This is a genomic window from Pseudomonas sp. 30_B (genome assembly GCF_017491605.1).
Taxonomy (GTDB): domain Bacteria; phylum Pseudomonadota; class Gammaproteobacteria; order Pseudomonadales; family Pseudomonadaceae; genus Pseudomonas.
Genome location: NZ_JAFGYY010000024.1, coordinates 1 through 11,993 on the forward strand (window position 1 = coordinate 1; position 11,993 = coordinate 11,993).

Consider the following 11,993-nt stretch of genomic DNA (forward strand, 5'->3'; position numbering starts at 1 on the left):
GCCGACCCTGCTCGGCGCCCTGGCGATGGTGGTGTGCTATGCCCTCTTCTATATCTCCACGGTGTTCTCGCTGAGCTACGGGGTGACCAGCCTGGGCTACAGCCGCGAGCAGTTCCTCGGCCTGCTGTGCTTCGCCGTGCTCTTCATGGCCGCCGCGACGCCGCTATCCGCCTGGCTGAGCGACCGCTTCGGGCGCCGGCCGGTACTGATCGTCGGCTGTGTCGCCGCCATCGCCTCAGGCTTCGCCATGCAGCCGCTGCTGAGCCAGGGCTCCTCGGTCGAGGTGGCGATATTCCTGGCGCTGGAGCTGTTCCTGATGGGCGTGACCTTCGCCCCCATGGGCGCGCTGCTGCCGGAGCTGTTCCCCACCCACGTGCGCTACACCGGCGCTTCGGCAGCGTACAACCTGGGCGGCATTCTCGGCGCCTCGGTGGCGCCGTACATCGCGCAGAAGCTGGTGGGCATGGGCGGACTGAGCTGGGTGGGCGGTTACGTCTCGGTGGCAGCGGTGCTCAGTCTGCTGGCCGTGCTGTGCCTGCGGGAGACCCGCGAGGATGATTTGAACAATATCGGTTGAGGGCCCGCTTTTCTGTAGGACCGAGGGGGACGCCCAGTCCTTGCTCGCGAATCGCCCAGCGCCGGAGCAACCGGATACATCTGTTCGCGAGCAAGCTCGCTCCTACAAAGAGCCAAATACTCCGAGCTGAGCCCTAATCGGCGTACAACCGCGAACGGTTGTACGCCCTACGATTGCACCAGCCACTGCGCCAGGTGTTCGCCCCAGACCTGATAGCCCAGCGCCGACGGGTGATAGCCGTCGATGGCGAGGAACTGCGGCTGCATTTCCAGGCTGACCTCGCAGTAACCGGCGCCCTGCGCCACGGCCAACCCGCTGAGCTGGCGATCCAGCAACGCCGCGCGCCAGCCCAGCAACTGCCGCAATAACCAGGGCAGCGCCGTGAAATGCTGCAACGGCGGAACCGCCGTGCATACGACCCGCGCGCCACGCGCTCGGAAATGCTCGATCAGCTGCTGCAAGGCGCCCAACCAACGCTGGCTGGAACTGAAATGCGTGGTGTCGTTGACGCCGAAGACCAGCGCCACCAGGTCGTAATCCTGATCAGCGACCAGCGGCAGCCAGCGAGCGCAGGCCTCGCTGGCGGTGATGCCGTTCTCCCCCACCGCACGCCAGGCGACGGGGCGCTGAAGACGACCGGAGAGCGCCAGCGCCAGTCGCCCGGCCAGGGCGAAATCCAGGCAGGACGCGCCGACTCCGGCAACCGTGGACTCACCCAACAGGAGCAGGCGAAAGGCCTCGCCCGCAAGCTCCGCACCCGCGACGCCCTCACACACGCCAGCGGCGGGAGCCAGGCGCAAGGCCGTGCGCCGGGTGCGCACGGCCATTGGCAGGACCAGCGGCAGCAACGGCAACGCCGCCGCCCACCACGCCAGCCCCGCCCAGCGGCTCACAGCTCGACGTTGACCGCCTGGGCCGAGCGGGTCGCCTTGGCACGGGCGGCGTCAATGGACTCGTCCCGCGCCAGAGCCACGCCCATGCGGCGCTGGCCGTCCACTTCCGGCTTTCCGAACAGGCGCAGCGCGGTGTCCGGCTCGCTCAGGGCCGCGCCGAGGTTGCCGAAGGACACCTGCTGCGACTTGCCTTCCACCAGGATTACTGCCGAGGCGGAATCGCCCAGCTGGCGGATCACCGGGATCGGCAGGCCGAGAATGGCGCGGGCGTGCAGGGCGAACTCGGAGAGGTCCTGGGAAATCAGGGTGACCAGGCCGGTATCGTGCGGACGCGGCGAGACTTCGCTGAACCACACTTCATCGCCCTTCACGAACAGCTCCACGCCGAACAGGCCACGGCCGCCCAGCGCCTCGGTGACCGCCTTGGCCACGCGCTCGGACTCGGCCAGCGCCTTCGGGCTCATGGCCTGGGGCTGCCAGGACTCGTGGTAGTCGCCCTTCACCTGACGGTGGCCGATGGGCGCGCAGAAGGTGGTGCCGCCAATGTGGCGCACGGTCAGCAGGGTGATTTCGTAATCGAAGTCGATGAAGCCCTCGACGATCACCCGCCCCTTGCCGGCGCGGCCGCCTTCCTGGGCGTAGTCCCAGGCGGCCTTCAGGTCGGCGTCGGACTTGAGCACGCTCTGGCCCTTGCCGGAGGAGCTCATGATCGGCTTGACCACACAGGGGTAGCCCACGGCGGCGACGCCGGCAGCGTATTGCTCGTAGGTGTCGGCGAAGTGGTACGGCGAGGTGGGCAGGCCCAGCTCCTCGGCGGCCAGGCGGCGGATGCCTTCGCGGTTCATGGTCAGCTGCGCGGCACGAGCGGTGGGGACGACGGTGTAGCCTTCGCTCTCCAGCTCCACGAGTGTGGCGGTGGCGATGGCTTCGATCTCCGGCACGATGTAGTGCGGCTTCTCCTGCTCGATCACGGCGCGCAGAGCGACGCCGTCGAGCATGCTGATCACGTGGCTGCGATGCGCCACCTGCATGGCCGGGGCGTTCTCGTAGCGGTCGACGGCGATCACTTCGCAGCCCAGGCGCTGCAGCTCGATGGCCACTTCCTTGCCCAGCTCGCCGGAGCCACAGAGCAGTACACGGGTCGCGCTCGGCGACAGGGGAGTTCCAATACGGGGCATTGTGTGAAACCTCGGGGAATGAAAATTTCGATGGCGCGCTAGATCAGCACGCCCTGCTGGCGGGCGCGCTCTTCGCAGCGCACGAGCACCTCGCGGCGCTCGGCGTTGTCCATGCGCCCCCAGCGAGTGATTTCGTCGGCGCTGCGCTGGCAGCCCAGACAGATGTCGGCGTCATCCAACGCGCAGACATGCACGCAGGGCGAGGCCACGGGACGTTCGACGGTCATTCTTCCTGCTCAGCCAGCTCGCGGGCGTAGCGCTGGGCGTTGTGCACATAATGGGCGGCACTGGCTTCGAGGATCTTCTTCTGCGCCTCGGTCAGCTCGCGCACCACCTTGCCGGGCGAGCCCATGACCAGGGAACCGTCGGGAATCTCCTTGCCCTCGGGGATCAGCGCATTGGCGCCGATGATGCAGTACTTGCCGATCTTCGCCCCGTTGAGGACCACCGCGTTGATGCCGATCAGGCTGTAGTCGCCCACCTGGCAGCCATGCAGCATGGCGTTGTGGCCAATGGTCACGCCCTTGCCCAGGGTCAGCGGGAAGCCCATGTCGGTGTGGATCACGGTGCCGTCCTGCACGTTGCTGTTCTCGCCGATATGGATCAGCTCGTTGTCGCCGCGCAGCACGGCGTTGAACCACACGCTGGCGCCGGCCTCCAGGCGAACCTTGCCGATCACCGTGGCGTTCGGCGCGATCCAGCTTTCCGGATGGGTTTCGACTCGGGACGAGCCCAGGCGGTACTTCATGGGTTTCTCCTCAGGCGGGGCCGCTGGTTCGGCGCCTTTTTTGAATCAGCTCAGCTTGATGAATTGTGCAGGCGGCTGGTGCAGGTCGATGCGGGCGTCATACAGCAGGTTGACCAGCTCGACCAGCATGATCGCCGACAACCCCCAGATCTTGTACCCCTCGTAGAGGTAGCTGGGGACGTACCAGCTGCGGCCGAAGTAATCGATGCGATGGGTGGTTTCCCGCGGGTCGCCGCGGAAGAACTCCAGCGGCACCTTGAATACCGCGTCGATCTCACCGTCATTGGGTCGGTACTCGACGAAATCCGGGACGAAGCCAACGAATGGCTTGACCACGATGCCATGCCGGGAAACCAGGGTGCTCAACGGTCCGACCACTTCCACCAGCCCCGGCGGCAGGGCGATTTCCTCCTCCGCCTCGCGCAGAGCGGTGTGGATCAGGTCGACGTCCTCGGGATCGCGTCGCCCACCCGGGAACGCCACCTCGCCGCTGTGGGTGGACAACCCCGTCGCGCGCAGGGTGAGCACGAGTTCCTCGTGGGGAGTGATGGGGAGCAGGACCGCCGCTTCAGGGAAGCTGCGATCCGTTTCGAAGTCGCGAGGCGTATGCGCCTGTATGCGTTGGCGCAGCTGGTCCAGCATGCCGAACATCCTGCGGGAAAGGGCCGTTTCTTTTAATTGAACGATCATGGCACGAAAGACCGAACTGCCCAAGCCCCGCCCCTTGCTGCGTGCCGGGCGCTGCGCGCAAGATGAATGTACATTCGAACAAGGAAACGGCATGAAATTCTGCAGTCAGTGCGGCGCTCCGGTGAGCCTGCGCATCCCCAGCGGCGACAATCGCCCGCGCTACGTCTGCGACCAGTGCCATACCGTGCATTACCAGAACCCCCGGATCGTCGCCGGCTGCCTGCCGGTGTGGGAAGGCCGCATCCTCCTCTGCCGCCGCGCCATCGAACCGCGCCAGGGCTTCTGGACCCTGCCCGCCGGCTTCATGGAGAACGGCGAAACCCTGGAGCAAGCCGCCACCCGGGAAACCCTCGAAGAAGCCTGTGCCCGCGTCCGCGACCTGCAGCTCTATACCCTCTTCGACCTGCCGCACATCAGCCAGGTGTACATGTTCTTCCGCGCGGAACTGGCCGACCTGGACTTTTGCGCCGGCGATGAAAGCCTGGAGGTGGCGCTGTTCAAAGAATCCGACATCCCGTGGGGTGAGCTGGCTTTCCCCACCGTGGGCCGTACCTTAGAATGCTACTTTGCGGACCGCATCAAGCGAAGCTTCCCGGTACGCAACGAAGCCATCGCACCGATGCTGGCACAGAAAAAGAACTAAAAGACCTGTACACCGCCTCTAAGGCATTAGGATCACTGGGGAATACGTTTCAATGCGCTGGCTGATTGCCGTTCTTTGTCTGACCTTCGCAGCGTTCTCGAACGCCAGTGCGACGCCTACGCTCGACGGTCACATCGACAAGATTCTCGTGCTCAAGTCCGAGCGCAAACTGCACCTGATGAGCAACGGCAAGATTCTCAAGAGCTACCGCGTGTCCCTGGGCAAGCGCCCGCAGGGCCCGAAGCTCGCCGAGGGCGACAACCGCACGCCGGAGGGCTTCTACTGGATCGACTGGCGCAAGACCAGCGACAAGTACAACCTCTCCATGCACATCTCCTACCCCAACGCGCGCGACGTGGCCAAGGCGCGGGAGAAGAACCTGTCGCCAGGCGGCATGATCATGATCCACGGCACCCCGCTGGATGAGGAATACCCCGAGTGGTACTTCTCCACCCTGGACTGGACCAACGGCTGCATCGCCATGACCAACGCCGACCTGCGCGAGGTCTGGAGCCTGGTGAAGGACGGCACGCTGATCGAGATCCGCCCCTGATCGGACTCACAAATGAAAAAGGCGCCCCAGGGCGCCTTTTTCATGGGCGTTCGCAAGAGCCTGGGCTCTCAGAACACCATGTCCGACAGCCGCCACACTTCGAAGGCTGGGGTCTCATACGGATGAGCCGCCTTCAGGGCCTTGACCGAGTCATGGATCAGCTCGTCGGCCACCACCATCTCGACCTTCCACTCGGCCACCTGCTCGACGGTGCCCGCCTGGCCGATGAACGGGTTGCTGCCCTGCAATGGCCGGAATTGCCCCTGTCCCAATGCCTGCCAGCAGCAGCTGTCATAGGCACCGATGCGTCCTGCACCGGCGGCGAATACCGCCTTCTTGACCGGTTCCAGATGACTCTCCGGAACGTAGAAACAAAGTTTGTACATCGAGTGCTCCGAAACAGGGAGATCGAAACAGAAAACGCCGTGGCGAATGGCGCCACGCTTGGCAAATGCTGCCACAAATAGTGGCACTTTGCCCCTTATGACCAGCGAGTCATCGGGAAAGTTCGACCTTCCGGTGCAGTGTGCGTTCGCCCACGACCGACTTTGTTCGAAATCTGTGACCGACTTCGAGATCAGCGGCCCATGAAGCGCCGCCAGCGCGCCTTCAGACCGGGCGTCTCCGGCGCGTGGGAGCCATCGCAATACGGAAGGCTGGCCGAACGACCACAGCGGCAAAGCAACAGATGGCGCTCGCGCCCCACGGTCAGATCAAGAGCGCGGGTACAGTCGCCGGCGGCGTCCGGCAGGCTTGTGCATCGCCCACAGCCGCACAGGCGAAGGATTTGCCCCGGCTCGACCGGGCGAACCTCAGGCAGTATCTCCGATTCAGCCAACGCCCCCTCCTCTGCCCAACGTAGGGCGTATAACGTTCCACGTTATACGCTGATTGGCCATGGCCCAAGGCGCTCTTCGAGCCCAACCCCGGCGTCGACGACCAACCAAGGTGAAACAGCGTACAACCGCGAACGGTTGTACGCCCTAGGGGCAAAGAAAAAGGGGAAAGCCGAAGCTTTCCCCTTTTCGTGTCCCATCCGGAAACCGGACTCAACCCACCCAGACGCGGGCATTGCGGAACATGCGCATCCAGCCGCCGTTCTCTTCCCACTCATCCGGACGCCAGGAGTTCTGCACGGCGCGGAACACTCGTTCCGGGTGCGGCATCATGATGGTGACGCGGCCGTCGCGGCTGGTCAGGCCGGTGATGCCACGGGGCGAGCCGTTGGGGTTGGCCGGGTAGCTCTCGGTAACCTTGCCCAGGTTGTCGAGGAAACGCAGGGCCACGGTGCCGGACAGGTCCGCCTCCAGCAGCGCTTCTTCGCTCTCGAACTCCGCATGGCCTTCGCCGTGGGCGATGGCGATCGGCAGGCGCGAACCGGCCATGCCCTGCAGGAAGATCGACTGCGATTCCTGCACCTGGACCATCGCCACGCGGGCTTCGAACTGCTCGGAGCGGTTGCGCACGAAGTGCGGCCAGAACTCGGTGCCGGGGATCAGCTCGTGCAGGTTGGACATCATCTGGCAACCGTTGCACACGCCGAGGGCGAAGCTGTCCTTGCGCTCGAAGAAGGCCTGGAAGCCATCACGGGCACGGCTGTTGAAGAGGATCGACTTGGCCCAGCCCTCGCCGGCGCCCAGTACGTCGCCGTAGGAGAAGCCGCCGCAGGCCACCAGGCCCTTGAACTGCTCCAGGCTGATGCGGCCGGAAAGGATGTCGCTCATGTGCACGTCGACCGCGGCGAAGCCGGCACGGTCGAAGGCCGCGGCCATTTCCACCTGACCGTTGACGCCCTGCTCGCGCAGGATGGCGATCTGCGGACGCACGCCCTTCTTGATGTAAGGCGCGGCGATGTCGTCGTTGACGTCGAAGCTCAGCTTCACCGACAGACCCGGATTGTCTTCTTCCAGCAGGCCGTCGAATTCCTGGTCGGCGCAATCGGCGTTGTCGCGCATGCGCTGGATGCGGTAGCTGGTCTCGCTCCAGATACGCTGCAGGTTGCGGCGCTGGGCGTTGAACACCCGCTCGCCGTTGAAGGCCAGTTCGATGTCGGCGCCAGCGGCCGGCTGGCCGATCACGGCGACACAGTCTTCCAGGCCGGCGGCGCTGAACTGGGCCAACACTTCCGGGGTGGCAGCGGAGCGAACCTGGATGACCGCACCGAGCTCTTCGTTGAACAGGGCGGCGGTCAGTTCGTCACGGCTGTCGGCCAGCGCGTCAAGGTTCAGGTCCAGACCGCAATGACCGGCAAAGGCCATCTCCACCACAGTGGCCATCAGGCCGCCGTCGGAACGGTCGTGGTAGGCCAGCAGGTGACCGTCGGCATTCAGGCCCTGAATCACGGCGAAGAAGGCCTTCAGGTCTTCGGCATCGTCGACGTCCGGCGCGGCACGGCCGATCTGGCCGTTGACCTGGGCGAGGATGGAGCCGCCCATGCGGTTCTTGCCACGACCCAGATCGATGACGATCAGGTCGGTTTCACCCTTGTCCAGGCGCAGCTGCGGGGTCAGGGTCTTGCGGATGTCGTTGACCGGGGCGAAGCCGGAGATGATCAGCGACATCGGCGAGGTGACGCTCTTCTCGGCGTCGCCATCCTGCCAGCGGGTCTTCATGGACATGGAGTCCTTGCCCACCGGGATGGTAATGCCCAGCGCCGGGCACAGCTCCATGCCGACAGCCTTGACGGTGTCGTACAGGCGCGCGTCCTCGCCCGGGTGGCCGGCAGCGGCCATCCAGTTGGCGGAGAGCTTGATCTCGGAGATCTTGTCGATGCTCGCGGCGGCCAGGTTGGTGATGGTCTCGCCGATCGCCATGCGGCCGGAGGCCGGGGCGTCGATCAGGGCCAGCGGAGTGCGCTCGCCCATGGCCATGGCTTCACCGGTGTAGACGTCGAAGCTGGTGGCGGTGACGGCGCAGTCGGCCACCGGAACCTGCCACGGGCCGACCAGCTGGTCGCGGGCGACCAGGCCGGTGATGGTGCGGTCGCCGATGGTGATCAGGAAGTTCTTGCTGGCCACGGCCGGGTGGCGCAGCACGCGCTCGGTGGACTCGGTCAGGTCCAGGCCGGCGGCGGCGAAGTCATCGCCCAGTTCGGCTTCGCGGGTGACCGAACGGTGCATGCGCGGCGGCTTGCCCAGCAGCACTTCGAGCGGCATGTCCACCGGCTTGTTGCCGAAGTGGCTGTCGGCGACGGTGAGCTGCTTCTCTTCGGTGGCTTCGCCGACCACGGCGAACGGGCAGCGCTCACGCTCGCAGATAGCCTTGAAGGTCTCGAAGTCGGCGGCGTCGACGGACAGCACGTAACGTTCCTGCGACTCGTTGCACCAGATTTCCAACGGGCTCATGCCCGGCTCGTCGTTGGGCACGTTGCGCAGTTCGAAGCGGCCGCCACGGCCGCCGTCGTTGATCAGTTCCGGCAGGGCGTTGGAGATACCGCCCGCGCCCACGTCGTGGATGAACTTGATCGGGTTGTTCTCGCCCATCTGCCAGCAGCGGTCGATGACCTCCTGGCAGCGGCGTTCCATTTCCGGGTTCTCGCGCTGTACCGAGGCGAAGTCCAGGTCAGCGGCGGAAGCGCCGGTAGCCATGGAGGACGCGGCACCGCCGCCCAGGCCGATCAGCATGGCCGGGCCGCCGAGCACGATCAGCTTGGCGCCGACCGAAATCTCGCCCTTCTGCACATGGTCTTCGCGGATGTTGCCCATGCCGCCGGCGATCATGATCGGCTTGTGGTAGCCGCGGACTTCCTCGCCACGCGGGGTGGCGATGGCCTGTTCGAAGGTACGGAAGTAGCCGGCCAGGTTCGGGCGGCCGAATTCGTTGTTGAACGCGGCGCCGCCCAGCGGGCCTTCGATCATGATGTCCAGCGGGGTGACGATGCGCTCGGGCTTGCCATAGGGCACTTCCCAGGGCTGCTCGAACCCGGGGATGTTCAGGTTGGAGACGGTGAAGCCGACCAGGCCGGCCTTGGGCTTGGCGCCACGACCAGTCGCGCCCTCGTCGCGGATCTCGCCGCCGGAACCGGTGGAGGCGCCGGGGAAGGGAGCGATGGCGGTCGGGTGGTTGTGGGTTTCCACCTTCATCAGGATGTGCACCGGCTCTTCGCTGGCGCCGTACTGGCGGGTCTCGGCGTTCGGGTAGAAGCGGCCGGCGACGTAGCCTTTCATCACCGCGGCGTTGTCCTTGTACGCGGACAGCACGCCTTCGCGGTGCATTTCATAGGTGTTCTTGATCATGCCGAACAGGCTCTTGTCCTGAGCCTGGCCGTCGATGTCCCAACTGGCGTTGAATATCTTGTGGCGGCAGTGTTCGGAGTTGGCCTGGGCGAACATCATCAGTTCGACGTCGTGCGGGTTGCGGCCCAGCTCGACGAAGCTTTTCACCAGGTAGTCGATCTCATCCTCGGCCAGGGCCAGGCCCAGCTCGAGGTTGGCCTTTTCCAGCGCGGCGCGACCGCCGGCGAGGATGTCCACCACGGTCAGCGGCTTGGGCTGGGCGTGGCTGAACAGGGCGGAGGCTTCTTCCAGCTCATTCAGCACAAGCTGGGTCATGCGGTCGTGCAGGCGGGCGGCGACGGCTTGCGCGTCGGCCTCGCTCAGCTCGCCGGTGACGTAGTAGGCGATGCCGCGCTCGATGCGCTCGATCTTGGCCAGGCCGCAGTTGCGGGCGATGTCAGAGGCCTTGCTCGACCAGGGCGAGATGGTGCCGAAGCGCGGAACCACCAGGAACAGGCGGCCGGCGGGTTCCTGCACGGGGACGCTCGGGCCGTACTTCAGCAGGCGCGCCAGGACTTGTTCTTCCTCGGCGTTGAGGGCTCCGATGACCTCGGCGAAGTGCGCAAACTCGGCATACAGCCCGGTGACGGCGGGCACATGCTGGGTCAGCAGGTCGAGCAGTTTGCCGTGGCGGAAAGCGGAAAGGGCGGGAGCACCGCGCAGGATCAGCATTGTCGGAACAGCCTCTGGAGACGGGGAAGTGTGTGGGGCCGGACGGGCCGGCCCACAGAGGCCGTGCATTCTACCGTAAAGAGAGAGGCGGCGGCACCTTTCCAGCACCTTCCTCGCGCCCACCGCCACCGAGTCGTTTTTTCACCTTCGAACAGCTTCGATCAGCCCGCATCCGGCCCGCCTGGCCCGGCCTCATGCGCCAAAATACCGACGAACGACATGCCAGCTAGCAGAGAAGCGTCAACCTGTCGATATATGGCGCCACATGGCCTTTGCGTATACTGCGTCGATGCTTGCCCTGACTGCGTCCCGCGTACGTCGCACCGCCTGGTTCTTGGCGACCTGTATCTTTCTGCTGATTTCCGGCTGTACCGAGGCGAAAGTCCCGACGGCCCTGGAACGTGTGCAGAAGGACGGCGTCCTGCGCGTGATCACCCGCAACAGCCCCGCTACCTACTTCCAGGATCGCAACGGCGACACCGGCTTCGAGTACGAGCTGGCCAAACGCTTTGCCGATAGCCTGGGGGTCAAGCTGGAAATCGAAACCGCCGACAACCTGGACGACCTCTACAGCCAGCTCGGCCATGACGGCGGTCCCAATCTCGCCGCCGCAGGCCTGACGCCGGGTGGCGACCGCAGCTCGCAGGTGCACTACTCGCACTCCTACCTCGATGTCACACCGCAGGTCGTCTACCGCAACGGCGAGCAGCGCCCGACCCGCCCCGAGGACCTGGAAGACAAGCGCATCGTCGTGCTCAAGGGCAGCAGCCACGCCGCCCAGCTGGCCGAACTGAAGAAGCAGTTCCCCAGGATCACCTACCGCGAATCCGACGCCGACGAGATGGTCGACCTGCTGCGCATGGTCGATGTCGGCGAGATCGACCTGACGCTGGTCGATTCCAATGAACTGGCGATGAACCAGGTGTACTTCCCCAACGTCCGCGTGGCCTTCGACCTCGGCGACTCCCGCGGCCTGGCCTGGGCGCTGCCGGCCGGCGACGACAACAGCCTGCTGGAGAAGGTCAACGCCTTCCTCGACAAGGCCAAGCAGGACGGCCTGCTGCAACGCCTGAAGGACCGCTACTACGGCCACGTCGATGTACTGGGCTATGTCGGCGCCTACACCTTCGCCCAGCACCTGCAGCAGCGCCTGCCCAAATACGAGCCGCACTTCCGCCAGAGCGGCCAGAAGCTCGAAGCCGACTGGCGCCTGCTGGCCGCCATCGGCTACCAGGAGTCCATGTGGCAACCGGACGCCACCTCCAAGACCGGCGTACGCGGCCTGATGATGCTGACCAACCGCACCGCCCAGGCCATGGGCGTGGCCAATCGCCTCGATGCCAAGCAGAGCATCCAGGGCGGCAGCAAGTACTACATCCAGATCAAGGACGAGTTGCCCGAGAGCATCCAGGACCCGGACCGCACCTGGTTCGCCCTCGCTGCCTACAACATCGGCGGCGCCCACCTGGACGACGCGCGCAAGATGGCGGAGCAGGAAGGCCTGAATCCGAACAAGTGGCTCGATGTGAAGAAGATGCTGCCGCGCCTGTCGCAGAAGCAGTATTACCGCAAGACCCGCTACGGCTATGCACGCGGCGGCGAGACGGTGCACTTCGTGCAGAACGTGCGGCGTTACTACGACATCCTTACCTGGGTGACCCAGCCGCAGATGGAAGGCGGCCAGCTCGCCGAGAGCGGCCTGCACCTGCCGGGCGTGAACAAGACCAAGCCGCAAGACACTCCGCAGGACGAGAAGCTCTGAGGC

The 11,993-nt window shown here is 65.3% G+C and carries 12 protein-coding genes; 4 read left to right on the forward strand and 8 right to left on the reverse strand.

Annotated elements, in window-relative coordinates; genetic code table 11:
* Nucleotides 1-577 (forward strand): MFS transporter (locus tag J5M67_RS22030; protein ID WP_207887450.1); only part of this gene is annotated, 577 nt, incomplete at its 5' end.
* 167 nt (nucleotides 578-744) lie between these two features.
* Here J5M67_RS22030 and J5M67_RS22035 read toward each other — a convergent pair.
* The 5 genes from J5M67_RS22035 to J5M67_RS22055 are packed head-to-tail and all read right to left on the reverse strand — an operon-like array spanning nucleotide 745 to nucleotide 4,047.
* A complete protein-coding gene (locus tag J5M67_RS22035) occupies nucleotides 745-1,470 on the reverse strand; it encodes an SGNH/GDSL hydrolase family protein (protein ID WP_207887451.1) in 726 nt (241 codons plus the stop codon).
* Nucleotides 1,467-2,648 carry a formate-dependent phosphoribosylglycinamide formyltransferase gene (gene purT / locus J5M67_RS22040; RefSeq protein ID WP_207887452.1) on the reverse strand — a complete coding sequence of 394 codons (1,182 nt, stop codon included), beginning with the start codon at nucleotides 2,646-2,648 and terminating at the stop codon, nucleotides 1,467-1,469. Before purT ends, J5M67_RS22035 begins: the two co-directional genes overlap by 4 nt.
* Nucleotides 2,649-2,686: 38 nt before the next feature.
* Nucleotides 2,687-2,875 (reverse strand): DUF1289 domain-containing protein, encoded by a 189-nt coding sequence (locus tag J5M67_RS22045; protein ID WP_207887453.1) that lies wholly within the window; start codon nucleotides 2,873-2,875, stop codon nucleotides 2,687-2,689.
* On the reverse strand, nucleotides 2,872-3,396 hold the full coding sequence (locus J5M67_RS22050) for a gamma carbonic anhydrase family protein (RefSeq protein WP_152225281.1): 525 nt from the start codon (nucleotides 3,394-3,396) through the stop codon (nucleotides 2,872-2,874). The genes J5M67_RS22045 and J5M67_RS22050 overlap by 4 nt, the downstream gene beginning before the upstream one ends.
* Before the next feature lie 45 nt (nucleotides 3,397-3,441).
* Complete coding sequence (locus tag J5M67_RS22055) at nucleotides 3,442-4,047, reverse strand: CoA pyrophosphatase (RefSeq protein ID WP_207887517.1); 606 nt, start codon at nucleotides 4,045-4,047, stop codon at nucleotides 3,442-3,444.
* 130 nt (nucleotides 4,048-4,177) lie between these two features.
* Between J5M67_RS22055 and J5M67_RS22060 the strand changes: the two genes are divergently transcribed.
* The gene (locus J5M67_RS22060) at nucleotides 4,178-4,729 is read left to right on the forward strand and encodes an NUDIX hydrolase (RefSeq protein ID WP_207887454.1); all 552 of its coding nucleotides are present in this window, start codon (nucleotides 4,178-4,180) and stop codon (nucleotides 4,727-4,729) included.
* Between the two features lie 52 nt (nucleotides 4,730-4,781).
* Complete coding sequence (locus J5M67_RS22065) at nucleotides 4,782-5,282, forward strand: murein L,D-transpeptidase family protein (protein ID WP_207887455.1); 501 nt, start codon at nucleotides 4,782-4,784, stop codon at nucleotides 5,280-5,282.
* 68 nt (nucleotides 5,283-5,350) lie between these two features.
* Here the strand turns inward: J5M67_RS22065 and J5M67_RS22070 are convergent, their stop codons facing one another.
* The 3 genes from J5M67_RS22070 to purL form a co-directional block, all read right to left on the reverse strand.
* Nucleotides 5,351-5,668 (reverse strand): YqfO family protein, encoded by a 318-nt coding sequence (locus tag J5M67_RS22070; protein WP_207887456.1) that lies wholly within the window; start codon nucleotides 5,666-5,668, stop codon nucleotides 5,351-5,353.
* Nucleotides 5,669-5,859: 191 nt separating this feature from the next.
* Complete coding sequence (locus tag J5M67_RS29965) at nucleotides 5,860-5,988, reverse strand: CDGSH iron-sulfur domain-containing protein (protein ID WP_368735950.1); 129 nt, start codon at nucleotides 5,986-5,988, stop codon at nucleotides 5,860-5,862.
* Between the two features lie 343 nt (nucleotides 5,989-6,331).
* Nucleotides 6,332-10,228 (reverse strand): phosphoribosylformylglycinamidine synthase, encoded by a 3,897-nt coding sequence (gene purL, locus J5M67_RS22080; protein WP_207887457.1) that lies wholly within the window; start codon nucleotides 10,226-10,228, stop codon nucleotides 6,332-6,334.
* A gap of 289 nt (nucleotides 10,229-10,517) precedes the next feature.
* On the opposite strand from purL, the gene mltF reads away from it, so the two are divergent.
* Nucleotides 10,518-11,990, forward strand: a complete 1,473-nt coding sequence (gene mltF / locus J5M67_RS22085) for a membrane-bound lytic murein transglycosylase MltF (protein ID WP_207887458.1) — start codon at nucleotides 10,518-10,520, stop codon at nucleotides 11,988-11,990.
* Nucleotides 11,991-11,993 lie beyond the last annotated feature (3 nt).